Raw genomic sequence first — 24,414 nt, 5'->3', positions numbered from 1 at the left:
CTTCCCGGACGTCTCCAGCCCTCCACCCCCGGACGTCACCCCGAACCTCCACCCCGAACGTCCTCCACCGGACGGATCCCCGTACCCGACCACGACCACGACGGTGCCCGATGCCCCTGACGACCGCCGATGAGTGACGAGACCGGCGACTCCCCTCCCGTCCCCCCCGCTCCCCCCGCTCCCTCCGCGCCCGCTCCCTCCGGTTCCGCGCCGGAACGCGCCCCGGGCGGGTCCGCCGGTGGCCTGACGCGCAGGGCGCTGCTGGTCGGCGTGGGCGCGGCCGGGGGCGCCGGGGCCATGTTCGCGGCCATGGGCGCCCTGGGCCTGGCCCCGGACTCCCAGGACCGGAACTACACGCCCCCGCAGCCCTCCGACTTCGCCCTCGGCGGCAGGGCGGCGGCCAGCGTGGTCGTCCTCGGCGCCGGTGTCGCCGGGCTGACCTGCGCGTACGAGCTGGGCAAGGCCGGGTACGACTGCACGGTCCTGGAGGCGTCCGACCGGGTGGGCGGCAGGAACCTCACGCTGCGCGCGGGCGACCGGCTGGACGAGCTGGGCGGCGCGACGCAGACGGCCGGGTTCGGCGAGGGTGTCTACTTCAACGCCGGGGCCGGGCGGATCGCGCCGTGGATGGTCACCATGGACTACTGCCGCGAGCTGGGCGTCCCCATCGAGACGTTCGTCAACAACAACGCGTCGGCGTACGTCTACACGCGGGGCATGACCGCCCCGGTGCGGGCCCGCGCGGCCCGCGCGGACCTGTACGGCCACGTCGCCGAGCTGCTGGCCAAGGCGAGCGACGCGGGCGCGCTGAACCGCCGCCTCACCGCGGACGACCGCGAGCGGCTCGCGGAGTTCCTGCGGCGCTTCGGCGACCTCGGCCCCGACCTGTCCTACCGGGGCTCCACCCGCCGGGGCTTCGAGACCTGGCCCGGGGTGGGCGAGGGCGTGCCACTGGGGGCGGCGCCCTCGCTGCGCCAGGTGCTCGCCGCGGGCACCGGCAGGGCCGTCACCATGGACTTCGGCTACGACCAGGCCACGCCGATGTTCCAGCCGGTGGGCGGCATGGACGGCATCGTCACCGCGCTCGCCGACGCGGTCGGGCGCGACCGGATCAGGACGGGCACGCCGGTCACCGGCATCAGGAACCTGCCCGACGGCGTCGAGGTCACCCACCCCGGCGGCGTCGTCCGCGCCGACTACTGCATCGCGACCCTGCCGCCCCACCTGCTGGCCCGGCTGCCGCACAACCTCGGCGCCCCGGTCACGGCCGCGCTCCGCACCCCCGTCCCGGTCTCCGCGGGCAAGATCGGCCTGGAGTACGGCAGGCGCTGGTGGGAGACGGACGACCGCATCTACGGCGGCGTCACCGAGACCGACCTGGACATCACCCACATCTGGTATCCCTCGCACGGCTACCACTCGCGCGGCGGCCTGGTCGTCGGCTACTACAACACCGAGGAGAACGCCGACCGGTACGCCGGGCTCACGCACGAGGCCCGCCGCGCCCGCGCGCTCACCCAGGGCAAGAAGATCCACGGCGAGAAGTACCGCGCCGAGCTGCGCTCCAGCGTCTCGATCGCCTGGCGGCGCAGGCCGCACGTGGAGGGCGGCTGGGTGCGGTGGCCCTCCTACACGGGCGCCTTCACCCTGCTGCAGCAACCGGCCGGCCGGGTCCACTTCGCCGGTGACTGGCTCACCCACCTGATCGCCTGGCAGGCGGGCGCGATGGAGTCCGCGCGCAGGACGGTCACCGAGCTGCACCACAGGGTGCTGCGGGCGACCTCCTGACCGGTCGCCGTACCCGCGACCCGGAGGTCCTCCGCGCCGTCAGCGCCGCCCGCGCCGTCCGCGGCCCGCGTCACGCGCTCCGCCGCCGTAAGGTCTTCGGTGCGGAGCCCGTCGGTATGGGAGGGGCTCCCGGTACGGAGGAGTGAGGGGGCCGACGGCGATGGCGATCGGGACGTTGGACTGGACGAGTGCCGGGAAGCGGCCGGACCTGCTGGCCGAGCCGGTGGCGCGGGCGGTCGCGGAGCTGGCGGGACGAGACGGTGCAGGGGACGTCACCGTCGCCGAGATCGACCCGGAACTGGCCGACACCGCGGCCTTCTGCGAGCGCTACGGCGTGGACCCGGGCGAGTCGGCCAACTGCGTCATCGTGGCCGCCAGGCGGGCCGGGGAGACCCGCTACGCGGCGTGCCTGGTCCTGGCGACCACGAGGGCGGACGTCAACGGCGTGGTCCGGCGCCACCTGGACGCGCGGAAGATCTCGTTCGCGCCGATGGACGACGCGGTCACGCTGACCGGGATGGAGTACGGCGGGATCACCCCGCTCGGGCTGCCCGCCGGCTGGCCGGTGCTGGTCGACGAGGCGGTGGCGGCCCACCCGGCGGTGGTGATCGGCAGCGGTGTCCGCCGCTCCAAGCTGGCCGTGCCCGGTTCGCTGCTGGCCGGACTGGGAACCGCACGGGTTCTCGGCCTGGCGAACCGAAGCGAAAATGAGATTAAGTGAGAGAAGGAATCGGGAAACCGTCGGGGTTCCATGGACGTTGTTCAGTCGGAGAATGTGGCCCGATGGTTCATCTCGTGGGCGGGGTCTAAGCCGATATGGTGCTTCATGCCATGAATCAGGACGACCGATTGGGTCCTTACCGACTGCTGAGGCGGCTCGGCGAGGGCGGTATGGGCGTGGTGCACCTCGCGGTGGATCCGCAGGGCCGTCAGGTGGCCGTCAAGGTTCTGCGCGCCGAGGTGGCCGGTGACGACGTCGCCCGCCGCCGCCTCTCGCGCGAGGTCGAGACCATGCGCCGCGTGCGCAGCGAGTACATCGCCGAGGTCCTCGACGCCGACGTGACCGGTCACCGTCCCTACATCGTGACGCGCTACGTCCCCGGCCGCCCGCTGGACGAGGTGATCAAGCAGGACGGGCCGATGGAGCTGCCCGCGCTGCTGCGGGTCGCGCACGGCGTGGCCTCGGCGCTGGCCGCGGTCCACTCGGTCGGGGTGATCCACCGCGATCTCAAGCCCGGCAACGTGCTGATCCTGGACGGCGATCCGGTCCTCATCGACTTCGGCATCGCGCAGGCGGTCGACGCCACCCGCCTCACCCAGACCGGCATGTTCATCGGCACCCCCGGCTACCTCGCCCCCGAGATCATCGAGGGGCACGAGGCCGGCCCCGAGGTCGACGTGCACGCGTGGGCGGGCACCCTGGTCTTCGCCGCCACCGGCCAGCCGCCCTTCGGCAAGGGCACGCTGGAGATGATCTTCTACAACATCACCGCGGGCAAGGCGAACGTCGACGCCGTCCCGCAGCCGCTCCAGCCGGTGCTGCGCGCCGCGCTCCAGCGCGACCCGTCCAGGCGGCCCCCGGCCGCCGAGCTGGCCGCGCAGGTGGCGCGCCTGCTGCCGTCCACCGGCAGGCACCCCGTGCCCGACGAGATCAGCACGGTCGCGGCGTTCGACGACCAGGTCCGCGGCTCCGGCGTGTTCGGCGCGACCGGCGTCCCCGGCCAGCCCGGCGGTCAGGGTGTCCCCGGTGTGCCCGGTCTGCCGTCCGGCGTTCCCGGCACGTCGGGCGCGTGGCCCGGCGCGGGGACCCCGGGGACCGGTGGCCGGGGCGAGACGGACGGCGACCCGGGCGACGTGCCGACCCCGGTGGCCTCCCGGCTGTCCGTCCCGCACCCCGTCGTGCCCCCGCCGACCCCGGCGGCCCAGCCCCACGAGTACGTCTCGCTGCTCGGGCAGGACCAGGCCGACCCGTGGCCCACCCGCCGGGTGACGCCGGAGGAGCTGCGCCAGGCCGCCGAGGCACAGCGCTCCTCCCACGACCTGCCCACCGGCATGCTCGCCCCCGAGGACGTCCCCACCCGCACCCCGGGCGCGGCGCCCGGAACGCCGGCAGGCGGCCCGGCGGCCACGACGCCCGTCCCCGACGGGGACATCCCCACCCAGCGCGTCCGGCCGCAGGACCTGCAGGACTACATCCGCCGCCACGGCGACCCGCAGGGGGCGCCGGGCCCGCGGGACCGGCCGAGGGACCGTTCCGGCACACAGGCGGGCACGCAGGCCGGCGGGGCGGCGCCCGAGGCCGGTCCGCCGCCCTACCTGCACCCCCAGCCGTTCGAGCAGCAGACCCCGCACCGGCCGCGTCCCGCCGTGCCGCCGCCCTACCCCTACCCGCACCCCCAGCCGCAGCAGTACCCCCAGCACCCCCAGCATCCCTACCAGCACCAGCCCGTCACGCAGTCCCCGGCGCCCACGCCGCTGCATCCCGGACAGCGACCGGGGAACGCGTTGCAGCGTTCCAAGGCGTACGGGGTGGCGAGCCTGCTGATGCTGGCCGTCATGACGGTCGCGGCGGTCCTCGCCCCGGTGCTCGTCGCGGCGGTGGTGATCCCGGCGGTGATCCTGCTGCGCGCCGCCGACATCGCCCAGCCGGTGTTCAACGGGCGCAGGGCCGCGGCGGCGGCGGCGACCGACGTCCTGCGGGTGCTCGGCCGGCCGGCCGAGCTGGCGAAGTCGATCGGCATCACCGTCGCCCTCGTGCCGTACGCGCTGATCCTCGGACTGCCGGTGACGCTCCTGCTCACCGTGCTGGTCGGGCGGATGCCCACCACCAACGCGCTGAGCTGGGGCGCCGCCGTGGCGCTCTGGACCGTCTGCGCCGGACCCGGCGTGGAAGGCCCCGGCCGCCAGATGCGACGTACGCTGGCATCACTGCTGCCGTCGCGCGGCGCGGCCATGGTCGCCGCCGCGGTGCTGGCCGCGGTGACGGTGGCGGTGCTCTTCGTGGCGAGCGGCACGGTGGGCGGTGGAGCACGGAAGGCGGTGTGGGCGCCGGTCGACGTCACATGGGTGGTACACGAACTGGACGACCTACGAGAGAAGGCGGCGTGATGACGGGGGACACGCGGGCGCCCGAGAGACTGGGGCCGTACCGGCTGCTGAGGAAGATCGGCGAGGGCGGCATGGGCGTCGTCCACCTCGGTCTCGACGAGGACGGGCGCGAGGTGGCCGTCAAGGTCCTGCACCCCCACGTGGCCGCCGACCTCAAGGCCCGCGACCGGCTCACCCGCGAGGTGGAGACCATGCGGCGGGTGCGCAGCCCGCACGTCGCCGAGGTGCTCGACGCCGAGCTGACGGCCAGGCAGCCCTACATCGTGACCCGGTTCGCCCCGGGCCGCACTTTGGAGGAGACCGTCCTGCAGGACGGCCCGCTCCCCGACGACCAGGTCATCCGGCTGGCGCGGGGCATGTGCGCGGCCCTGGTGGCCATCCACGCCGCCGACGTCATCCACCGCGACTTCAAGCCGTCCAACGTGATGATCGTCAACGGTGACCCGCTGGTCATCGACTTCGGCATCGCGCACCTGGTGAACGCCACCCGGCTGACCCAGACCGGCATGTTCGTCGGCACGCCCGGCTACCTCGCCCCGGAGATCATCCGGGACTCGGAGATCACCCAGGCCGCCGACGTGCACGCGCTGGCCTCGACGGTCTTCTTCGGCGCGACCGGCAAGCCGCCGTTCGGCACCGGCAGCTTCGAGGTCGTCTGCTTCAACATCATGGAGGGCCGGGCCAACATCGACCTGGCCCCGGCGTGGCTGCGGGGCTGGCTCAGGCGGGCGCTGGCCGTCGACCCGGCGGCCCGGCCGGCCGCCGTCGAGCTGCTGCGGCTGGCCCGCGACCTGGACCCGGCGGTGACGGCGTTCCAGGAGACCCCGCCCACCTCGGTCCTGGACGGCGGCGGGACCAGGGTCCTCGACGCCGACGGCACCAAGGTCCTGGACGGCCAGGCCCCGCCCCCGCCCGTCAACGGCACCCGGGCGCTGCCGCAGGACGCCTCGGGCTACTCCGACCTGCTCCCGCCGGTGAGGTACGCCGAGCCGGAGCGGCGTGAGCGCCGGCCCCGGCAGGAGCGCGGGCAGGCGTCCGGCTCGGTGGCGCCCTCGCCGTACACGCCGGCCGCCGATCCCTCGCGGCCTCCGCCGTACGTCCCGGCCCCGCCCTCGGCGCAGGCCAGGGCGGCGGCCCCGCCGCCCTACCCCGACCAGCGGGTGGCCGGGTACCCGGCCCCGCCGCCGAGCGGCCAGGCGAGGCCGTACCCGCCGCCGGAGCGGTCGCGGCCGCACGTCCCGACGCAGCCCTCGGGCCGCGCGCAGCCCGCGCCCCGCACCCCGCCCCGGGAGCGCTACCGTGCGGCCCACCCGCTGGCCGGGATGCTGCTGCTGACGATCCTCGTGGCGCTGGCCTGCGTGCTGCCGGTGGTGGTGGGCGTGTTCGCCGTGGCCGCGGCGCTCTGCCTGCGGGTGGGCGAGTACCTCTTCGCCGACCTGGCCCAGCGCCGCTCCATCCGGGGCAACAGCGCCGGAGACCCCCTGCTCGCGCTGGTCGGCACGCCGTGGGCGCTGATCAGGTCGGCGTTCGCGACGGCGATCACCGCCGGAGTGTCGATCATGCTCGGCATGTGCGTGTGGGGGTTCCTGGTCTACGCCGGCGACATGAACAGGAACTTCGCCGCCGCCTACGCGGCCGGTGCCTTCGTGGCCGGGCTGTTCCTGCTGCCCGGCGGCGGCAAGCCCAGGAAGGCCGTCGCCCGCACGCTGAGCGCGGTCATCCGCAGCCCCGGCGCGGGCATGGTGACCACGATCGTCCTGGGCACGCTGGCGTTCTTCGCGGTGATGGCCGCGCTGAGCGTGGTCCCGTCCTTCGAGCCGTGGCAGAACCCGACCGACGCCGTCAAGGACCTCACCGACCAGTGGCGGCGGTCGGCGAACGAGGGCGCGATGGGCGCGTTCGACCTCGTCACCGGGCTGGTGGACGACCTGATGAAGAGCCTCGGCCTGGGGTTCCTGACGTTCTGGAAGTGACGGCTCCGGTACCCGCGGTCGTCCCCGCAGGGCACGTCCGCCCGGCGTGCCCGTTCCGGGGTCCGGGCGGTCCCGGCCCGCGCGTCCGCCCGGTGCCCGATCCACGTCCGGCGCGGACGTTCGCGGCCCGCACCCGGTGCGGGATCGGCCTTCCTGCGGCACGATGGAGGGGACGAGCCGAAGGAGTCGCATGGTCGCGCCGGACGGTGAGAAGCTCGGTCCGTACCGCCTGTTGTCGAAGCTCGGCGCCGGAGGGTTCGGCGAGGTCCACCTCGCGCTGGACCCCGGCGGGCGCACGGTGGCGGTCAAGATCCTGCATCCGCACGTGGCGGCCGACGAGACGGCCCTGACCAGGCTCGCCCGCGAGGTGGAGACGATGCGGCTGGTCCAGGGCCCGTACGTCGCCGAGGTCCTGGACGCCTCGCTGACCGGGGCCCGACCGTACCTGGTCACCCGTTACGTGCAGGGCCGGCCGCTCAGCGCGGTGATCGCCGCGGACGGGCCGGTCGGCGGTGACGACCTGACGAGGCTGGCCCGTGGCCTGGCCGAGGCGCTGGCCGCGGTGCACGCGGCCGGGGTGGTGCACCGCGACCTCAAACCCGCCAACGTGATCCTGGCCGACGGCGAGCCGGTGGTCATCGACTTCGGGATCGCCTGCGCGCTCGACTCGCCCTCGGTCACCGCCTCGGGGGCCGTGCTCGGCACGCCCGGCTACCTGGCGCCCGAGGTGCTGGAGGGCACCGGGTCCGGCGCCGAGGCCGACGTCTTCGCCTTCGGCGCGACGCTGGCGTACGCGTCCACCGGGCGGCACCCCTACGGGACGGGCCCGGCGTCGGCGATCGGCTACCGGGTCGTCCACCGTCCGCCGGACCTGGAGGGCGTCCCCGGGTGGCTGGAGCCGCTGTTGCGGGAGTGCCTGCTGCGCGATCCGGCCGCCAGGCCGCCCGCGGACGCGCTCCTGGCCCGGCTCGGCGTCGCCCCGCCCCCGCGGCCGGTGGTCGCGGAGCCGCGCGGGCGGTGGTCCCGGGGCGCGGGCGAGGCCGCGGTGCACGGCCTGGTCACCCGCGAGTGGCGGCCGGGCCGCCGTCCGCCCGCGGGGAGGCCCTCGCCCGAACAGGCCGCCGAGCGCCGCAGGGCCGTCCTGCACCGCCGCTGGGTGGTGGGCACCGGCCTGCTCGTCTCGCTGGCGGCGGCCACCGCCTCCGACCCGCTGCCCGAGGTGTCGCTGCTGTTGCTGACCGGGTACGGCTCGGTGCTGCTCGCCGACGCCGGGATCGCCCTGTTCGCCCGGCGGGACCGCGGGCGCCTGGCCGTGGACCTGGCCGCGGCGGCCGGGACCGTCGCGCTCTGGGCGGTCCTCGGCACGTTCTTCAGCACCCTCACGCTGGCGCTCGCGCTGGGGACCGTGGTCTTCGTGCTGGTCGCGATCCTGATCGCCGGTTGAGCCCGCCGGCGACACCCGGGGGCACGCGCCACCACCGGAACATAGTTCGGTATGGTAGGGAGGTGGCCGCCGGGGAAGGTTCCGGCGGTCCGGGGCGAGCCGTGCAACCTGGCGGTTTGCGCCTAAGCTACCGATGGGTAACATAATCTCGGGAGGCCGGGACGGGGCATGTCCCGACCGGGTCACCCGCTGCCACACCGCCTCCGGGCACGTGGCAGTCTTGGCACCGCGTGCACGTGCCCCGCGTGCACGTACCGAGCCGGCGTCAACCGCAGCGACGCGGTGGCGTACGCGAACACGGGAGGTCGGCCACCGGCCATGAACATCGTCGTCTGCGTGAAGCAGGTCCCCGACACGGCGACCGAGCGCAAGCTGAAGTCCGATGACAAGACGCTCGACCGCGACGCCGCCGACGGCGTCATCAACGAGCTGTGCGAGTACGCGGTCGAGGAGGCGCTGCGCCTGAAGGAGGCCCACGGTGGTGAGGTGACCGTCCTCACCATGGGTCCCGACAAGGCGAGCGACACCATCCGCAAGGCCCTGGCCATGGGCGCCGACAAGGCCGTCCACCTGGTGGACGACGCGCTGCACGGCTCGGACACGCTGGGCACCTCCCACGCCCTGGCACAGACCCTCAAGAAGATCGGTTTCGATCTGGTCGTGCTCGGCTCGGAGTCGACCGACGCCCGCACCGGCGTCCTCGCCGCCATGCTGGCCGAGCGCCTGGGCGTGCCGCAGCTCACCTTCGCCAACCAGGTGGAGGTCGACGGGAGCGCCATCTCCATCCACCGCGTCACCGACTACGGCTACGACCGGGTCGAGGCCTCGCTGCCCGCCGTGATCTCCGTCGTGGAGAAGATCAACGAGCCGCGCTACCCGTCCTTCAAGGGCATCATGGCCGCCAAGAAGAAGCCGGTCGAGAAGCTCGGCGTCGCCGACGCCGAGATCGACGCCTCCCAGGTGGGCCTGGTCAACTCCTGGAGCGAGGTCGCCGACTTCGAGGCCGCCCCGGCGCGCGCGGCCGGCACCGTGGTCAAGGACGAGGGTGACGGTGGCGTGAAGGCCGCCGACTTCCTCGCGTCGAAGAAGTTCGTCTGAGAGCGGGGGTAGCTGGAAATGTCTGAGGTTCTCGTTCTGGTCGAGCATGTCGAAGGCCAGGTGAAGAAGGTCACCCTGGAGCTGCTGACGCTCGCCCGCAGGCTGGGCACCCCGTCGGCGGTCTGGACCGGGGCGGGCTACTCCCCGCAGGCCCAGGCCAGGCTGGCCGAGTACGGCGCGGAGAAGATCTACCTGGCCGACTCCGCGGAGGTCGCCGACTACGTCGTCGCCCCCAAGGCGGAGCTGCTGGCCCACCTGGTGACCGAGAAGTCCCCGGTCGCGGTGCTCGTCGCCGCCACGGCCGAGGCCAAGGAGATCGCCGGGCGCCTCGCCATCAAGACCGACTCCGGCGTGCTCACCGACGTGGTGGGCATCGAGGAGGGCCTGGTCGCCGACCAGTCCATCTTCGGCGGCGGCGTCAACGTCCGCTCCCGGGTGACCAAGGGCATCCCGATCATCGCGGTGCGTCCCAACGCGACGCCGGTCGAGGCCTCCACCGGCGCGGGGACCGAGGAGCAGGTCTCCTTCACCGTCTCCGACGCCGCCAAGAGCGCCAGGATCGTGGAGCGGGTCAAGGAGGACAAGGGCGCGCGTCCGGAGCTCACCGAGGCCGCGATCGTGGTCTCCGGCGGCCGGGGCGTGGGCTCGGCGGAGAACTTCTCGATCATCGAGGAGCTCGCCGACTCGCTCGGCGCGGCCGTCGGCGCCTCCCGCGCCGCGACCGACGCCGGCTGGTACCCGCACCAGTTCCAGGTCGGGCAGACCGGCAAGACCGTCTCGCCGCAGCTCTACATCGCGGCGGGCATCTCCGGGGCCATCCAGCACCGGGCCGGCATGCAGACCGCCAAGACGATCCTCGCGATCAACAAGGACCCGGAGGCGCCGATCTTCGAGCTCGCCGACTTCGGGGTCGTGGGCGACCTGCACCAGATCGTCCCGCAGCTGACCCAGGAGGTCGGCAAGCGCAAGTGATCGGCCTCACCCGGAGGGCCGGACGGTGCGGACCGTCCGGCCCTCCGGCGTGTGCGGCCGGCATGTACGGCCGGCATGTGCGGCCCCTCCGGCAGGTCCCTCCGGTAGGCGGCCCCTTCCGGAGGGTGCGCCTCCGGAGGGTGCGCCTCGGGCCGGTGCCTTCCGGGCCGCCGGGGTGTTCTCTCAGGCCGCCATGGACAGCTCGCGCGGGGCGGTCCGCGCCGGAGCGGGCAGGGCCGTCGCGCGGAAGCGGGGCAGGAACCAGGCGAGCGCGGCGATCAGGACCCCGAGCACCACGGCGATGCCGAGGCCCGCCCTGAGCGTGGCCACGTCGGCCAGAAGGCCGATGAGCACCGGCCCCAGCAGCAGCCCCGCGTACCCCATGGCACCGGTCTGGGCGATGGCCGGCCCGGGATCGGTGGTCGCGCCGCCCGCCAGCGACATCGCCATCGGCGAGACCGTCGCCACCGCCACGCCCACGAAGAGCATGGCCGAGAGCGCGACGAGCGCCGTCGGGGCGGTGAGGACCACACCGAAGGTGGCGGCGGTGGCCAGGCCGGAGGCGACCATCATGCCGCGGGCGCCGAACCGGGCCCGGACGCGGTCACCGGCCAGCCGCCCGGCCAGCATGCCCGCCTCGAAGATCGGGTAGCCCAGCGCGGCGGCCGCCTCGGTGGCGCCGAGCACGTCGCGCAGGTATAGACCGTTCCAATCGGCGACCGTTCCCTCCACCATGAACGCGCAGAAGGCAATCACGCCGAGCAGGTAGACCACCGGCGGCATCCGCCTGCCGGAGGCCCGTGCGGCGCCGCGGCCGGGGGAGAGGGCCGGGTCGGGCAGGCAGGTACGGCCGGCGAAGGCCGTCGCCGGGAGCGCGAGCAGGGCGACCAGGGCCAGGTGGACCGTGACCGGGAGTCCCGCCGCGATGGCCGCGGCGCCCAGCAGGCCCGCGGAGATCGCCCCGGCGCACCAGCCCGCGTGCATGCCGTTCATCAGCGGGCGCCCGTAGGCGCGCTCGACCACCGATCCCTGCGCGTTCATCGCGACGTCCACCGCGCCGAACGCCATGCCGAACAGGGCGCTCGCGGCCAGGGCCAGCGGGAACGACGGCGCCAGGGCGAGCAGGACCAGGGTGACCGCGGTGAGGGGGGCCGCGACCCGCAGGACGCTCCGGCTGCCGACGCGCGCCATCACCACGCGCATGGACTGCATGGTGACGAGCGCCCCCAGGCCCCAGACGAGCAGGATGGCACCCACCGACGCCTCGGACAGGCCGAGTTTGTCGGAGAGCGCCGGGATGCGGACGGTCATCGATCCACAGAGCAGTCCGGCGAGCACGAATGTGAGAACCGCCCCGGTTCGAGCCGTCCTCAGGTCGCGGGTCATGACGAAGTCCTTTCAATACACGTTTTGACAAAGTGCGGAGCGGGCACAACAGAATCGGTCGCTTCCGCGCAGGCGGAAGCGACCGCCAATCCGTCGGAGGGCCGCACCCCGGCGGGGTGGGTGATCGATCGGCGAGGCCGTGGTCGGTCCGGCGAGGCATCCGGCAGCGGGCCCGGTCGACCCGGAAGACAGGGTCGTGACCGGCCCGGTGGGACGCCGGATCCGGCAGGAAGCCCGGCGGGCTTCGGACGATCAGTGCGGCAGGGCTCCGGTCAGGGGGCCAGCAGCGCCAGCAGACGCCTCTCCAGACGCGCGTAGTGCCCGGCGTCGTAGAGATCGGGGTCGTGACTGGCCACGTCCCACAGGCCCTCGCAGGCCAGGCGCACGATCTGCGCCGCCTCCGGATCCGGCTCGTCGCCGAGCCCCTCGCGGTGCCAGCGGGCCATCGCCGTCCGCAGCGGCGCGAGCAGGTAGGGGTTGCCCGAGGCGCCGGTCACCACGGCCCAGCGCCGTAACCTGCCGCTCTGCACGGCGGCGAACGTGGCCGCCAGGTAGTTCTTCGTGTAGGTGTCGTGGCCCTGCGCGGCGACGAGCTCGTCGAACTCCTCGATCAGGCGCTCCACCATGCCCTTGATCAGGGCTTCCTTGGTGCCGAAGTGGTAGAGCAGGCCGCCCTTGCTGCATCCGGCGCGCTCGGCCACGGTCGCCAGGGTGAGAGCCTGGGAGCCCTGGTCGCCGAGGAGATCCTCCGCCGCGTCCAACAGCTCTTCCCGTCTCATGAAAGCGACTGTACCGTCTGGACGGTTCAGTGGTCAACTCCGGGGGTGAGCTCCCCGACGGGCGCGGATACCCTGGGGAGGTTGACAGCCGACTTGGGGAGGGGAATGCGGTCGTGAAGTCCGCCTATCTCGATCACGCGGCGACCACGCCGATGCTTCCCGAGGCGATCGAGGCCATGACGGCCCAGCTCGGCCAGGTGGGGAACGCCTCCTCGCTGCACGCCGCGGGCCGCCGTACCCGCCAGGTCGTGGAGGAGTCGCGGGAGACCATCGCGGCCGCCCTCGGCGCCCGTCCCAGCGAGGTCGTCTTCACCTCCGGCGGCACCGAGGCCGACAACCTGGCGGTCAAGGGGCTGTACTGGGCCCGGCGCGCCACGGGTGCCCACAGGATCCTGATCAGCGCGGTCGAGCACCACGCCACCCTGGACCCGGCGCACTGGCTGGCCGACCACCAGGGCGCGACCGTCGAGCCGCTGGAGGTCGACGAGTTCGGCCGGGTGAGCCCGGACACGCTCAGGCAGGCCGTCGAGCGCGACCCCGCGAGCGTCGCCCTGATCAGCGTCATGTGGGCCAACAACGAGGTCGGCACCGTCCAGCCGGTCGAGGCGCTGGCCGGGACGGCCCGGGAGTACGGCATCCCCTTCCACACCGACGCGGTCCAGGCGGTCGGCCAGCTCCCGGTGTCCTTCGCCGACTGCGGGGCCGACGCGCTGACGCTCTCCGGGCACAAGGTCGGCGGGCCGATGGGCGTCGGCGCCCTGCTGCTGGCCCGGGGCGTCGATCCGGTGCCGGTGCTGCACGGGGGCGGCCAGGAGCGCGACGTGCGCTCCGGCACGCTCGACGCGCCCGCCGCCGCCGGTCTGGCCACGGCCGTGCAGATAGCGGTGGCCCGCCAGGCCGAGACCGCGGCCCGCCTGTCCGGGCTCCGCGACGACCTGATCCACCGGGTCCGCCTGGCGGTGCCGGACGTGATCCTCAACGGCGATCCGGTGAACCGCCTGCCCGGCAACGCACACTTCTCCTTCCCCGGCTGCGAGGGCGACGCCCTGCTCATGCTGCTGGACGCCAAGGGCGTGGAGTGCTCGACCGGCTCGGCCTGCTCGGCCGGGGTGGCGCAGCCCTCCCACGTCCTGCTCGCGATGGGCGCCGACGGCTTCCGGGCGCGCGGCTCGCTGCGCTTCTCCCTGGGACACACCTCGACCGAGGAGGACGTGGACCGGCTGGTGGAGGTCATCGGCCTCGCGGTCGAGCGGGCCCGCCGCGCGGGCCTGAGCTGACCCGGGCCTGAGCCGCTACGACGCCGAGCCGGTCAGGTGAGGAAGGGGGAGACGGCGATCCAGCCGGGGTCGGCGGTCACGTCGACCCGGGGACGGCCCTCCTCCCAGCCCTCGACCAGCTCCCTGGCGCGGACGGCCGCCTCGCTCAGCGGGTCGGCGTAGACGTGCAGCACCCGCTGTCCCTCGGCGCTCAGGTGCGCGGCCAGGACGGCGCGGCCGCTCAGCCGGCCGATCCACCCGGCGAGGCGTTCCTCGACGTCGCGCAGCGTCTCCAGCGACGAGCCCGCGGGCAGCCCTTCGGCGTCCCGGTGCGCGTACGGCAGCGTGATCTCGATGTGCTGGTCGAGCAGGGGGTGGTCGACCGGGCGGAGAGGGTGGCGGGCGGTGGCGACCAGGCGGGCACCGGAGGCGGTCCGCCCCTCCAGCAGCGCCCACTGCTCGTCCCGGTACCCGGAGGCCAGGTCGGCGACCACGCCCGGCAGGTGCACGGCGGGCACCGCGTCGATCGGCTCGTAGGCCGCGGCGGAGACGTCGCCCACCCAGCGGGCCACCTCGTCCTCACCGAGCAGCCGGTCCAGGGCGAGCAGCGCCGCCTCGGTACGGGTCTCCTCGTCCAGCAGGGTGAAGACCGGGTGATGGGCGACCACGTCGATCCGGGGGCTGCCGTGCGGGACGCGCAGCCCGAGCACCAGCCCGTCGAGCGCGAACTCGTAGCCGCCGACGTCGAGGACGAGGCCCGTCGCGTCCGGGACGGCCCGCCGGGACGGGTGGAACTCCCACGACCCGTCGGCGGGCTGGGCCGCCGCGGCCCAGCGGTGCGCGGTGGGACGCAGCTCCGGGTCACCGGCCGAGGTGACCACCAGGGCCCGTTCGGCTACCGGGCCGGGGACGATCTCCCAGACCAGCGAGGGGTGCACGACCCGTACCGCCGGGCCGATCCACTCGGCCAGCCGCCCGGTCTCGCCCGCGGCGGCCATCGCGTCCAGCTCGGGCCTGGCCTGTGCCCACCACGCCCAGAACTCGGCGATGCCGCCCGCGGGGTCGGGGGCGGGCTCGTTCCTCCGCCCGAACAGTCGCATGACCCCGGATTCTCCCAGCCCGCCGGGGCACCTGCCAACGCGGGTACGCTCAAGGGGTTATGAGTCTCCGTGTGCTTGCCGCCATGTCCGGCGGCGTCGACTCCGCCGTGGCCGCCGCCCGCATCGCCGATGCGGGCCACGACGTCACCGGCGTCCACCTCGCCCTCTCCGCCAACCCCCGCTCCCACCGCACCGGCGCCCGGGGGTGCTGCACGATCGAGGACTCGCGCGACGCCCGCAGGGCCGCCGACGTGATCGGCATCCCCTTCTACGTGTGGGACATGGCCGAGCGCTTCCAGCGCGACGTGATCGAGGACTTCGTCAGCGAGTACGCCGCCGGCCGCACCCCCAACCCGTGCCTGCGCTGCAACGAGAAGATCAAGTTCGAGGCGGTGCTGGACCGGGCCCTGGCCCTGGGGTTCGACGCGGTGGCCACCGGCCACCACGCCCGCATCGCCGACGGCGTGCTGAGCCGCAGCCCCGACCACGGCAAGGACCAGTCGTACGTGCTGGGCGTCCTGACCCGGCAGCAGCTCGCTCACGCGATCTTCCCGCTGGGCGACTCCACCAAGGCGCAGGTGCGCGAGGAGGCGGCGCGGCGCGGGCTCACGGTGGCCGAGAAGCCCGACAGCCACGACGTCTGCTTCATCGCCGACGGCGACACCCGGGGCTTCCTCGCCGACCGCCTCGGCGCGGCGCGGGGCCCGATCGTCGACGAGTCCGGCGAGGTGGTGGGCGACCACGAGGGCGCGTACGGCTTCACGGTCGGCCAGCGCAAGGGGCTGCGCATCGACCGCCCGGCCCCCGACGGCCGCCCGCGCTACGTGCTGTCCATCGAGCCGGTCTCCAACACGGTCACGGTCGGCCCGCGCTCGTCGCTGGAGGTCACCTCGATCGTGGCCGGGCGCCCGGTCTGGAACGGGCCGGTGGACGCGCCCCGCGAGCCGCTGGCCTGCACGGTCCAGCTCCGCGCGCACGGCGAGGTGTACGGCTGCCGGGCCCAGCTCTCCGGCGATCAGGTGCACATCACGCTGGACGCCCCGGCCACCGGGGTCGCCGCGGGCCAGGCCGCGGTGCTCTACCTCGGCGACACCGTGATCGGCTCCGCGACCATCGCCTCGGCCTCCTGAGCCCGCGGCCCGGTCACCGGGCCGGCGGGCGGAGGTTCGTCGCGCGGGTACGGTCTCCCGCCCCCGGGGTTCCCGCCCCGCGGGTCCCGGGTCCCCGGGGCGCCGGACGGGATCACGGCAGGGTGACCGACTCACCCGGCGGAAGGCGCCGCATGTCCGCGTGCTGGTGGTCCGACTCCATCGCCAGCCACCTGTCGACCATGCGGAGCCCGTCGTCGTTGAGCAGGCCGTCATGGGTGGAGAAGGCGCGGGCCGGGCGGACCTCGCGCAGGTAGTCGATCATCTCCCGGACCTTCATCCACGGGGCGTTGGCCGGCACCAGGAGGGTGGGCACCTCCATCTCCGGCACCGTGAACGCGTCCCCCGGGTAGAAGACCTCCTCGTCCACCATGAAGCCGACGTTGCCGATGATCGGCATGTCCGGGTGGACGGGGGCGTGCCACTCGCCGACGACCCGCACCCCGAAACCGGCCGCGTCGAAGGTGTCGCCGTCCCGTACCGTGTGGACCTTCGCGGGGAGGCCGGTCAGCGTGGCGGCCACCGCCTCGCCGGTCCAGATCTCCAGGGCGGGATCGGCCTCGGCCGCCCGGCGCAGCCGGTCGGCGTCCACGTGGTCGAAGTGCTCGTGGGTGATGAGCACGGCGCGGGCCCCGTCGAGCGCGGACTCCTCGCTGAAGGACCCCGGATCGATCACCAGGGCGGAGCCGTCCTTCTCCAGGCGTACGCAGGCGTGCCTGAACTTCGTGAGTCTCATCTTCCCAGGCTAGGGGGCCGGTTCCCGGGGAGCGCGGCCCGGTCGTGGCCGGGGCGCGCCCGGCCACGGTGCGTCCCGCGTCGCGGCCGGAAGGGGGCCTTCCCGGTCCCGGACGCAAGACGGGGCCGGCCCGGGACGCGGTACGCCCCGGGCACGGTACGTCACGGGTCCCGCCCGGGGGTGGGGTGCCCCCGGGCGGGACCCGGTCAGGTGAGTCAGGTGATCACGGCCGGAGCCGTGCCGCCGTCACCGCCCCAGACGTCCTCGTCCTCGACGAGCCAGGTGGACCGCTCGCGGTCCTGGTTCCCCTCGCCCGGCGAGCCGCCCATCGGCATGAACGGCATGCCGCCCATGCCCATACCGGTGCCCATGCCGGCGCCCCGCGTGCCGCCGACACCGTTGACGGCGTTGAGGCCGCCCCCGGCCCCGCCGGTGGTGGCGCCGTTGCCGACCCAGGTGCCCGGCCCGGCGCCGGTGGGGTTGTTCAGGCCGTTCGGCCCGTTCAGGCTGTTCGGTCCGTTCAGACCGTTCAGGCTGTTGGGGCCGAGCGAGGTGGTGGTCGGGCCCGTGCCGATACCCGGGCCGGTGCCGTTGTAGGGAGGCAGGCCGACACCCGGGCCGGTCCCGGGACCCGTCGGCACCGCCGGTGTCGTGGGCTCGAAGCCGGCCAGGTGGGTGGCGCGCGGGTCGTTCGGGTTCAGGCCGCCCTGCTGGTCGGGGGAGTACCCCGCCGGCAGGGTGCCGGTCCCCGGCTGTCCCGAGCCGGGACCGCCGACGCCCGGGTACCCCGGGTTGTTCCCGCCACCCGGCAGGCCCGCGCCGGGGTCGGTGACCCCCGGGTAGCCTCCCCCGCCGGGCAGGTTCCCCCCGCCCGGAAGGTTGCCGCCACCGGGAAGACCGCCCCCGCCGGAGCCGCCACCCGGATAGCCGCCGGGCAGGCCGCCCCCGCCGGAGCCGCCACCGGGATAGCCCGGCAGGTCGGGGCTGGAGTAGCCGCCCCCACCGCCGGGATAGGACCCGGAGCCTCCGGGATAGCCGCCGTACCCGCCACCGCCCGGGTAACCCCCGCCGGGCAGGCCTCCGCCGGGGATCCCGCCACCGGGCAGACCTCCGCCGGGGAGACCCCCGGGGAGACCTCCGGGGTAGTTCTGGCCGGTGAGCGCGGGGTCGGTCGGGGCGCCCAGGAGGGGCAGGTTCTTCTCCACGGTCGGCGGGATGTTGTTGTAGAGCTCGACCAGGTTCTTGTTGAGGTTCACCAGGTCGTCGCGGGCGAAGTCGTTGTTCGACTTGTTGGTGAACAGGACCGTGTTGCCGATCTTCCCGAAGGCGATGTCGTCCCCCGGGAGGATGTCGACCCCGTCGAGCATCGACCCCATCGACGGCCTCTGGACGGCGGCCTCGATGAACTGGGGGAGCACCTGTCCGCCGTAGTGGACCAGGGGCGGTCCGAGCTGGCCGCAGCGGTTGGCCAGCTCGTGAACCGTCCCGTGGACCAGCTGGAGCGCCTTCTGCGCCTCGATCGAGGCGTCACCGCTCCAGACCTGGGCGAGTTCACCGGCGACCTGCCGGAGCAGGGCGCGGCTCTCGCCCAGCGTGCTCGCCGCGGTCTTGTAGGTGTGGCCGGCCTCCTCGATGGCCCGGGGGTTGGTGGCCTCGAGCATCGACTTGATCTCGGCGGCGCCGTAGCCGCTGTAGTGGTCGCGGCTGCCGATGGCCGGTGCGCTCTCACCGTCGAACTTGATGTGGTGAATCGCGTGGTCGTTGCCCATCGCCTCAGCTCGCCTTGTTCGTGGTGCTGGCCTGCTCGGCGTCCTGGTAGTTGTAGGCGGCGACCCGCAGCAGTTCGATCGCGGCCCGGTACCTGGCGATGGTGTCCTGGTAGACCGCGCCGATCTTCATGTGGGCCTTCTGGGTGGTCCTGGCGACGTCCTTGGCGGTGTCCCAGGTGCCGAACTCGGCCTCCGTCAGGTTGGTCATGGCCCGCAGGTCCTGCAGGGCGCCCTCGTTGGAGCCCTCCAGGCGCGCGACGTCGTCCTCCAGGGCCTTGAGGAGCTGCTTGATCCGGTCGCGCTTGATCTCGACGGCGGGACGGTTCTTGTCGATGCCGGGCCAGGAGGGCTCGGGTCTGTCCTCGGGAGGTAACATGCCTCTCTCCCCGTTGCTGAGGGGCCGCGGCGTCACCGCGACCCGATCGGTCCTACCCGGTGACGAGGGGCCCCGGCGTCGCCGTGGCCCGCTCGGTTACCAGGTGTCAGCGCCCGTCGAACATCGACACGTTGACCTTCTCGGTCTGCGAGAAGTTCTCCCTGCCGACCTCGATGACGCCACCGAGGCGCTGGAGCAGCTGGGCCATCCGGCCGGACGCGGCGTCCCACTGGGCGCGTGCGGCGTAGTAGGCGGTGCGGGCGTCGCCCTCCCAGTCGCCGAGCAACCGGTCGAGGTCTCCTTCGAGCGTCTGGAGGGTTCCCTCCAGCATCTGCCACTGCCGCGCGAAGTCCGCGGCAGAGCGGTCCATCTGGCCGAAATCGACAAGAGTGCGGTCAAGGTCGTTAGCCATTGGTGATCCCCGTTTCTGAGCTGTGTCAGCTGTTGATGTCGGCGGAGAGCCTGCTCGCGAAGGCGGCCTGGTTCTCTTCCGTCGACTGGTAGTTCTTCTGGGTGAGCTTGAGCTTCTCGGAGAGGCCTTCCAGCTCGCGCAGGATGATGGCCATCTCGGTGTTCCAGGCGTTGAACACGCTGTCGAAGGAGACCGCGGACTGGCCGTCCCAGCCGGAACGCAGCTCGCCGCGGTGTCCCTCGAGCTGGGTCTTGATCTGGGTGATCGTGTTCTTGGCGTCCTGGGTCTTCTGCGAGGACTCGACGAGCCGCGCGTGATCCGCATTGGTTCTAACCACGTGGCACCTCCATGGTGCTCGATGGACATGAGTGCTTCGATCATTACAAAGTGGACAGTGAGATGATCTCGCCCTTATAACGGGGCGATGTCCCGTTGGTAACGGGAATCACCGCTGCCCCAGTGGCACCGGGTTTCTCGCCGCTGCGGGGTCGAGCGTAGGCCCCTGCGGGATCAAATGCACGATATGGGCGGGTAAGGGGGCGACGTCGGCGGCCGTGTACCCCAGGCTCGGCAGCGACTCCGCCGAGGTGATCGCGTGCCGCCGCCCCTGGTCGCTGATCAGGAAGAGCGAGCCGACCGCGTCCAGCCTGCCGTTCCCGGGCAGCACGCCCACCAGCGAGGCGCTGCCCGGCGGCAGCACGACCTGGTCCACCGAGTCCTGGTCGAACCGCCCCCCGGGCGGCGCCGGGATCCGCACCGTGCTGCCGACGGTCAGCCGGGCCCGGGTCGATCCGCGCTCGGTGTCGGCGTAGACCGCGCACACCGGCGAGGCCGGGTCGGGGGAGACGACCTTCGGCATGACCTCGGGCAGACCGGCCTGCCCCATGCGGGTGGCCGAGCGCCGCATCCCGTTCGCGGTCGCCGCGTCGATCTCCACGGCGCGCACCGGTGCCCTGCCGTACGCCCGCTTGCTGGCCGGGTCCTGGAGCAGCAGCTCGGCCTGGGCGGGGGTCAGCGGGGCCAGGCCGTCGGCGAGCAGGACGTACCACTTGGCCGTGCCGCCGGCGACCGCCGGCACGGTGTAGATCCTGCCGACCGCCGAGCGCCCGCCGTCGGGGCCGCGTGCCGCACGGCCGCGGGCGGCCATCGCGGGCGCGCGGAAGTCCGGGCCGATGGGCAGCGCGTTGAGCCAGACCGCCGGGACCTGCCGGGGCTGCTCCTCGGTCAGCGCCCGCAGGCTCTGGGGCGGTACCCGCATCCGCCGGTCCCCCCACAGCAGCCAGGTCTGCGATCCCTCCTCCACGACCATCGCGGCGCTCCGCCCGAACGGCGCGCCGCCGACCCCGGAACCACCGATCAGCGAGGTGTACGGCGCCCGCGCCCCGGTCGCGTCCACGCCCTCGACCACGCAGGCCGACCAGGGCGAGCGCACCAGCCGGGTACGCGGCGGCAGCGACTCGGGGGCCCCGGGGATGCCGACCATCAGCCCGCGGGAGAAGCGCGCCAGGGAGGCGTTGGTGACCGTGCGCACCTTCACGCCCTGCGCGCCGCCGATCAGCAGCCGGGCCGAGGTCACGTTGGCGACCGGGATCATCCGGTTCTGGGACGCGCTGTAGACGAAGGTCGCGCCCGACTCCTCCTCGACGATCACCGTCCCGGGCGCGGTGAGCGCGGTGGCGCCGCCCGGCCGCAGCAGCCCGTAGATGCCGAACCCCGCCGTCACCAGCACCGCGACCAGCACGCCGCAGAGCGTGGCCACGTTGTGCCTGCGCATCGGCGACTCGGGCACGTCGGGCTCACCCTGGAGCAAGGCCATGCCCAGGCGCTGGGTCATCAGCCTGTGCGCCTGGTAGAGATCACGACGGGTCTGCATCCCACCTCCGCCTCGCAGGGTGCGCGGTCGCCGACAGCATAGAAGCGCCGGTGACGCGTGGGGTACGCGGTGCCGATGGTGAACGGTGAGGGGCGCGGACGTTTCCGATCATCGGCGAGCGTGTGAACAGGCCTTCGAAGCAGCCGGAAGGGCCGGGTGGGGATGGTAGGAGATGTCCGGGAACATGCGATCACGGGAGGCCACATGACCCAGGAGAGGTACGTCACCTCCATGGCGATCGAGAGCATTCGCGCCGAGATCGAGGAGGACGTCATCCCGAAGCTCAAGGAGTTCCGCGCGATGATCGGCGACACCACGGTCGGTTTTCCCGGCTGGGGGGCCATCGGTGAGGTCGCGGTCGGGATGCGGTACCGGGAGGTCCAGCGGGACGTGGGGGAGAAGTTCGACGACGCCGTGGCGGCGCTGGAGTCGTGGACGGTCGCGCTGACCACCGCCCGCGCCAACTGGCGCGCCGCGGAGGACAACAGCACCGTCGTCTACCAGTGATCCGCGGAAGGGGGAGGCGGCATGGCCGTGGCATCGGGGGGTAGGCCGACCGCGCTGACGGCGGGCAGGAGCGCCAAGGGGGTGATCACGAACTCCGGCAAGGTGCTGTCCACCCTCAAGGGCGGCGCGCGGCTGGCCCCCACCGCCTGGGCGGGCGTGGCGGTCGCGAGCACCGCCGTGGCGAACGTGCCGGGCATGGCCGACGCCTACAACAACTGGGAGTCCATCCACTCGCGCCTGGACACCGCGGTGAAGAGCTACGTCGCCGTCCTGCTCACCAAGGAGAAGGAGGGCTGGATCGCCGACGACAGGGAGGCGTTCGACGACGCCGTCCAGCGGATGCAGGAGGCCCTGGAGAGCCTGCGCGCGTACATCAAGAACATCTCCGGGATCGTGGACGAGATGGGCGACGCCTACCGCGCGTACTGGCTGGCCATCGCCAAGGTCGCGGCGACCCTGCTGGCCCTGGCCACGATCGCGGCGGCCATGCTGGCGACCCCGTACGCGGCCACCGCCATGGTCAACCTGAGGACGCTGGGCACCCTGGCCAGTCAGATCATCGCCGTCTCGACCGGTGCGCTGGGCAAGCTCATCGCGGCGGCGGCGGGCAGCATGTCGATGTACTTCTCCGGCAAGGCGTGGGTCCAGTCGTTCAACCTGGAGCCCACCGGCACGGCCAAGGTGGACTTCACCAAGGCGAGGATCGACCCCTCGCTCCTGCCGTACCAGCCCGCCCCCGCCGTCGCCCCGGGCCAGGTGCCCCAGCTTCCCAAGGGCGGGACGTTCGAGTGGCTGGCCCCCAAGAAAGAGAAGCCGGAGCCGTACAAGTGATCCCTGTCGACCCCGACGGCCTGCGCCCGGAGGACCTGGACGCCGTCATACGGAACAGCGAGGAGACGCTGCGCCGTCTCGGCGACGTCGCCGTCGAGCTGAAGACCGTCACCGGAGAGGGGACGGGCGCCGACGGCCTGGCCCGCGCGCTGGTGGACGGCGCCGGGCAGATCAGGGAGATCACCCTTGAGCCGCGCATCATGCGGCTGGACAGCCAGGCCGTCGCCGAGGCGGTGACCGAGGCGGTGCGCGCCGCCCAGCAGGACGCCAGGCGCGCGAACGAGGAGCTGCTGCGCGCCGCCACCGGCGGCGAGCCGGTGACGCTCGACATGGACGAGGCCCGCCGCCGCTTCGAGGACATCGGCAACGACCTCGCCCGTGCCCTGGAGGACCTCAGGCGCGACTGAGCCCGCGGGCCGGAGCAGGTCAGCCGGACAGGCCCCTGACGGTGGCGTACACGTCCAGCACCCCGAGCGCGAGCGGGAGCAGGGACAGGATCAGGCAGAACTCCACGATGTCACCGGCGCGTCCCCAGAACGGCGAGGGCCGCCGTACCGGCAGGAACAGCGCCAGCCCGCACGTCAGCCCCGCCGCGCAGACCAGGCCGATCGTCACCGCCGGAGCCGAGCCCGGCACGGTGAGCGCGACGCCCACGATCAGCGCCAGCAGCCCGGTCATCCCCGAGCAGAGCAGCCAGAGCCGCTGGCCGGTCCCCTGGAAGACGCGGGCGCGCAGCAGCAGCGCCAGCGAGAGCGCGACCACGGTCGCCGGGGCGGTCCACCCGCTCGCGGTCAGCAGGGCGGGCAGCGCGCCCAGGGCCACCAGCGCGACCCCCGCGGTCAGGCCGGTGGCGAACCGCTCGGCCTCGGCGGCGCGCCGCAGGACGTCGGCGCCGTCGATGTCCTCGGTGTCGGCGCGCAGTTCCTCGGCGTTGGCCGGCAGCGCGGGCAGCGGGAGCCGCGCCAGCCGGAAGGACGTCGTCGGGATGAGCGGGGCGCAGGCCAGCGTCACCGCGGCGGCCACCGCGGCCACGCCTGCCGCCGGTACGGCGGTGAGCATCACCACGGCCGAGCAGATCGCCCCGATCACCGCGGCCAGCCCGACGCCGAAGAAGTTGGGCAGCCCCTCGGAGACGATCCAGCCGGTCACGGTGGCGACCAGCGCGGTCACCGCGAACCCGGCCAGCAGGCTGGGCGCCCCGAACGTGCCGGGACCGGCGGAGGCGGGCACGCACGCCCCGGCGAGGAACGCGTGGGGAAGCGCGGTGTAGCCGATGACCGCCCCGGCCCGGCCGTCGCCCGCGGCCCTGGACAGCGCGGCGCCGGCCACCATGGCCAGGATCGTGCAGACCGCGGCGAAGGCGACGACCACCACCCAGCCGGGCCCGCTCACCGCGAGCACGACGACCGCCGCGACCATCGCGACCGCGGCCGCGCCCAGCCCGGTGCCCCGGGTGTGGGCCGGACGCCAGCGGCCGGTCCGCTCCTTGACGCCGGTCGCCACGGTGTCGGCGACGTCGTCGAAGACCGCCTCGGGCAGCTGGGAGGCCCGGGGCAGCAGGTAGAGCACCTCGCCGTCCCTGATGCCCAGCTCGTTCAGGCCGGCGCCCGGGGGCATGGGGGCCGCGCCGATCCGCTGGAGCACCCAGCCGCCGGCCGGCGGGATCGCGTCGGCCTCGCCGGTGGCGGTCAGCAGGTCGGGCAGCAGGTGGGACAGGGGGAGGTCGGAGGGAACCGCCAGGTCGACCCGCCGACGCGGGGTGACGACGGTGATGCGGCACAGCGGGATTGCGGTCACCTGGTTCACGGGCGCATGGTAGCCATCCCGGCGGTCGTCCGATACCCGGCCCGGTCTCGGT

At 73.7% G+C, this 24,414-nt stretch carries 22 protein-coding genes; 12 read left to right on the top strand and 10 right to left on the bottom strand.

Features of this window, described 5'->3' with window-relative positions; translation table 11 throughout:
• The first annotated feature begins 129 nt into the window (after window positions 1-129).
• The 7 genes from ACIBCT_RS07450 to ACIBCT_RS07420 all read left to right on the top strand — a co-directional run bounded on the left by ACIBCT_RS07450 (window position 130) and on the right by ACIBCT_RS07420 (window position 10,383).
• Window positions 130-1,788, top strand: a complete 1,659-nt coding sequence (locus ACIBCT_RS07450; protein ID WP_399186531.1) for a flavin monoamine oxidase family protein — start codon at window positions 130-132, stop codon at window positions 1,786-1,788.
• A 160-nt stretch (window positions 1,789-1,948) separates the two neighbouring features.
• Entirely contained in the window at window positions 1,949-2,509 is a 561-nt protein-coding gene (locus tag ACIBCT_RS07445; protein WP_399186675.1) for a YbaK/EbsC family protein, read from the top strand.
• Window positions 2,510-2,637: 128 nt separating this feature from the next.
• Complete coding sequence (locus ACIBCT_RS07440; protein ID WP_399186530.1) at window positions 2,638-4,896, top strand: protein kinase; 2,259 nt, start codon at window positions 2,638-2,640, stop codon at window positions 4,894-4,896.
• Window positions 4,896-6,869 carry a protein kinase gene (locus ACIBCT_RS07435; RefSeq protein WP_399186529.1) on the top strand — a complete coding sequence of 658 codons (1,974 nt, stop codon included), beginning with the start codon at window positions 4,896-4,898 and terminating at the stop codon, window positions 6,867-6,869. The genes ACIBCT_RS07440 and ACIBCT_RS07435 overlap by 1 nt, the downstream gene beginning before the upstream one ends.
• A 190-nt stretch (window positions 6,870-7,059) precedes the next feature.
• Complete coding sequence (locus tag ACIBCT_RS07430; RefSeq protein WP_399186528.1) at window positions 7,060-8,313, top strand: serine/threonine-protein kinase; 1,254 nt, start codon at window positions 7,060-7,062, stop codon at window positions 8,311-8,313.
• A gap of 318 nt (window positions 8,314-8,631) precedes the next feature.
• The gene (locus ACIBCT_RS07425; protein WP_344893996.1) at window positions 8,632-9,411 is read left to right on the top strand and encodes an electron transfer flavoprotein subunit beta/FixA family protein; all 780 of its coding nucleotides are present in this window, start codon (window positions 8,632-8,634) and stop codon (window positions 9,409-9,411) included.
• 18 nt (window positions 9,412-9,429) lie between these two features.
• The gene (locus ACIBCT_RS07420; RefSeq protein ID WP_399186527.1) at window positions 9,430-10,383 is read left to right on the top strand and encodes an electron transfer flavoprotein subunit alpha/FixB family protein; all 954 of its coding nucleotides are present in this window, start codon (window positions 9,430-9,432) and stop codon (window positions 10,381-10,383) included.
• 183 nt (window positions 10,384-10,566) lie between these two features.
• Here ACIBCT_RS07420 and ACIBCT_RS07415 read toward each other — a convergent pair whose 3' ends face one another.
• Window positions 10,567-11,769, bottom strand: coding sequence for an MFS transporter (locus tag ACIBCT_RS07415; RefSeq protein ID WP_399186526.1), 1,203 nt, complete (start codon window positions 11,767-11,769; stop codon window positions 10,567-10,569).
• A gap of 272 nt (window positions 11,770-12,041) precedes the next feature.
• On the bottom strand, window positions 12,042-12,548 hold the full coding sequence (locus ACIBCT_RS07410; protein ID WP_344894005.1) for a TetR/AcrR family transcriptional regulator: 507 nt from the start codon (window positions 12,546-12,548) through the stop codon (window positions 12,042-12,044).
• Window positions 12,549-12,661: 113 nt separating this feature from the next.
• Here ACIBCT_RS07410 and ACIBCT_RS07405 point away from each other — a divergent pair, with 113 nt between their 5' ends.
• On the top strand, window positions 12,662-13,825 hold the full coding sequence (locus ACIBCT_RS07405) for a cysteine desulfurase family protein (protein ID WP_399186525.1): 1,164 nt from the start codon (window positions 12,662-12,664) through the stop codon (window positions 13,823-13,825).
• A 32-nt stretch (window positions 13,826-13,857) separates the two neighbouring features.
• On the opposite strand, the gene ACIBCT_RS07400 is transcribed toward ACIBCT_RS07405, so the two are convergent.
• Window positions 13,858-14,904: a DUF695 domain-containing protein gene (locus tag ACIBCT_RS07400; protein WP_399186524.1), complete on the bottom strand. Its 1,047-nt coding sequence runs from the start codon at window positions 14,902-14,904 to the stop codon at window positions 13,858-13,860.
• Between the two features lie 59 nt (window positions 14,905-14,963).
• Here ACIBCT_RS07400 and mnmA point away from each other — a divergent pair, with 59 nt between their 5' ends.
• Complete coding sequence (gene mnmA / locus ACIBCT_RS07395) at window positions 14,964-16,034, top strand: tRNA 2-thiouridine(34) synthase MnmA (RefSeq protein WP_399186523.1); 1,071 nt, start codon at window positions 14,964-14,966, stop codon at window positions 16,032-16,034.
• 112 nt (window positions 16,035-16,146) lie between these two features.
• On the opposite strand, the gene ACIBCT_RS07390 is transcribed toward mnmA, so the two are convergent.
• The 6 genes from ACIBCT_RS07390 to eccB form a co-directional block, all read right to left on the bottom strand.
• On the bottom strand, window positions 16,147-16,788 hold the full coding sequence (locus tag ACIBCT_RS07390; protein WP_399186521.1) for an MBL fold metallo-hydrolase: 642 nt from the start codon (window positions 16,786-16,788) through the stop codon (window positions 16,147-16,149).
• 215 nt (window positions 16,789-17,003) lie between these two features.
• Complete coding sequence (locus tag ACIBCT_RS07385) at window positions 17,004-18,557, bottom strand: WXG100 family type VII secretion target (RefSeq protein WP_399186520.1); 1,554 nt, start codon at window positions 18,555-18,557, stop codon at window positions 17,004-17,006.
• Window positions 18,558-18,561: 4 nt separating this feature from the next.
• Window positions 18,562-18,933, bottom strand: coding sequence for a hypothetical protein (locus ACIBCT_RS07380; protein ID WP_399186519.1), 372 nt, complete (start codon window positions 18,931-18,933; stop codon window positions 18,562-18,564).
• Between the two features lie 106 nt (window positions 18,934-19,039).
• Complete coding sequence (locus ACIBCT_RS07375; RefSeq protein ID WP_399186518.1) at window positions 19,040-19,345, bottom strand: WXG100 family type VII secretion target; 306 nt, start codon at window positions 19,343-19,345, stop codon at window positions 19,040-19,042.
• 25 nt (window positions 19,346-19,370) lie between these two features.
• Window positions 19,371-19,682 carry a WXG100 family type VII secretion target gene (locus ACIBCT_RS07370; RefSeq protein ID WP_399186517.1) on the bottom strand — a complete coding sequence of 104 codons (312 nt, stop codon included), beginning with the start codon at window positions 19,680-19,682 and terminating at the stop codon, window positions 19,371-19,373.
• A gap of 108 nt (window positions 19,683-19,790) precedes the next feature.
• Window positions 19,791-21,218 (bottom strand): type VII secretion protein EccB, encoded by a 1,428-nt coding sequence (eccB, locus tag ACIBCT_RS07365; RefSeq protein ID WP_399186516.1) that lies wholly within the window; start codon window positions 21,216-21,218, stop codon window positions 19,791-19,793.
• Between the two features lie 204 nt (window positions 21,219-21,422).
• On the opposite strand from eccB, the gene ACIBCT_RS07360 reads away from it, so the two are divergent.
• The 3 genes from ACIBCT_RS07360 to ACIBCT_RS07350 are packed head-to-tail and all read left to right on the top strand — an operon-like array spanning window position 21,423 to window position 22,963.
• Entirely contained in the window at window positions 21,423-21,725 is a 303-nt protein-coding gene (locus tag ACIBCT_RS07360) for a hypothetical protein (RefSeq protein ID WP_399186515.1), read from the top strand.
• A 21-nt stretch (window positions 21,726-21,746) separates the two neighbouring features.
• Entirely contained in the window at window positions 21,747-22,556 is an 810-nt protein-coding gene (locus ACIBCT_RS07355; protein ID WP_399186514.1) for a hypothetical protein, read from the top strand.
• On the top strand, window positions 22,553-22,963 hold the full coding sequence (locus ACIBCT_RS07350; RefSeq protein ID WP_399186513.1) for a YbaB/EbfC family nucleoid-associated protein: 411 nt from the start codon (window positions 22,553-22,555) through the stop codon (window positions 22,961-22,963). The genes ACIBCT_RS07355 and ACIBCT_RS07350 overlap by 4 nt, the downstream gene beginning before the upstream one ends.
• 19 nt (window positions 22,964-22,982) lie before the next feature.
• On the opposite strand, the gene eccD is transcribed toward ACIBCT_RS07350, so the two are convergent.
• On the bottom strand, window positions 22,983-24,362 hold the full coding sequence (eccD, locus tag ACIBCT_RS07345) for a type VII secretion integral membrane protein EccD (protein ID WP_399186512.1): 1,380 nt from the start codon (window positions 24,360-24,362) through the stop codon (window positions 22,983-22,985).
• Window positions 24,363-24,414: the final 52 nt, after the last annotated feature.

Source organism: Streptosporangium sp. NPDC050855 (assembly GCF_044456585.1).
GTDB classification, from domain to species: Bacteria; Actinomycetota; Actinomycetes; order Streptosporangiales; family Streptosporangiaceae; genus Streptosporangium; species Streptosporangium longisporum.
The sequence above is the reverse complement of the archived record's forward strand: the minus strand, read 5'-3'. Positions and strand labels throughout refer to the sequence as shown.

What these genes read in the sequence shown, in the direction of transcription:
- ACIBCT_RS07380 (WP_399186519.1), bottom strand. Translation starts at nt 18,933, where the DNA reads ATGTTACCTCCCGAGGACAGACCCGAGCCCTCCTGGCCCGGCATCGAC.
- ACIBCT_RS07400 (WP_399186524.1), bottom strand. Translation starts at nt 14,904, where the DNA reads ATGCGACTGTTCGGGCGGAGGAACGAGCCCGCCCCCGACCCCGCGGGC.
- ACIBCT_RS07360 (WP_399186515.1), top strand. Translation starts at nt 21,423, where the DNA reads ATGACCCAGGAGAGGTACGTCACCTCCATGGCGATCGAGAGCATTCGC.
- ACIBCT_RS07420 (WP_399186527.1), top strand. Translation starts at nt 9,430, where the DNA reads ATGTCTGAGGTTCTCGTTCTGGTCGAGCATGTCGAAGGCCAGGTGAAG.
- ACIBCT_RS07425 (WP_344893996.1), top strand. Translation starts at nt 8,632, where the DNA reads ATGAACATCGTCGTCTGCGTGAAGCAGGTCCCCGACACGGCGACCGAG.
- ACIBCT_RS07450 (WP_399186531.1), top strand. Translation starts at nt 130, where the DNA reads ATGAGTGACGAGACCGGCGACTCCCCTCCCGTCCCCCCCGCTCCCCCC.
- ACIBCT_RS07430 (WP_399186528.1), top strand. Translation starts at nt 7,060, where the DNA reads ATGGTCGCGCCGGACGGTGAGAAGCTCGGTCCGTACCGCCTGTTGTCG.
- ACIBCT_RS07355 (WP_399186514.1), top strand. Translation starts at nt 21,747, where the DNA reads ATGGCCGTGGCATCGGGGGGTAGGCCGACCGCGCTGACGGCGGGCAGG.
- eccB (WP_399186516.1), bottom strand. Translation starts at nt 21,218, where the DNA reads ATGCAGACCCGTCGTGATCTCTACCAGGCGCACAGGCTGATGACCCAG.
- ACIBCT_RS07390 (WP_399186521.1), bottom strand. Translation starts at nt 16,788, where the DNA reads ATGAGACTCACGAAGTTCAGGCACGCCTGCGTACGCCTGGAGAAGGAC.
- ACIBCT_RS07435 (WP_399186529.1), top strand. Translation starts at nt 4,896, where the DNA reads ATGACGGGGGACACGCGGGCGCCCGAGAGACTGGGGCCGTACCGGCTG.
- ACIBCT_RS07375 (WP_399186518.1), bottom strand. Translation starts at nt 19,345, where the DNA reads ATGGCTAACGACCTTGACCGCACTCTTGTCGATTTCGGCCAGATGGAC.
- ACIBCT_RS07445 (WP_399186675.1), top strand. Translation starts at nt 1,949, where the DNA reads ATGGCGATCGGGACGTTGGACTGGACGAGTGCCGGGAAGCGGCCGGAC.
- ACIBCT_RS07415 (WP_399186526.1), bottom strand. Translation starts at nt 11,769, where the DNA reads ATGACCCGCGACCTGAGGACGGCTCGAACCGGGGCGGTTCTCACATTC.
- mnmA (WP_399186523.1), top strand. Translation starts at nt 14,964, where the DNA reads ATGAGTCTCCGTGTGCTTGCCGCCATGTCCGGCGGCGTCGACTCCGCC.
- ACIBCT_RS07410 (WP_344894005.1), bottom strand. Translation starts at nt 12,548, where the DNA reads ATGAGACGGGAAGAGCTGTTGGACGCGGCGGAGGATCTCCTCGGCGAC.
- ACIBCT_RS07385 (WP_399186520.1), bottom strand. Translation starts at nt 18,557, where the DNA reads ATGGGCAACGACCACGCGATTCACCACATCAAGTTCGACGGTGAGAGC.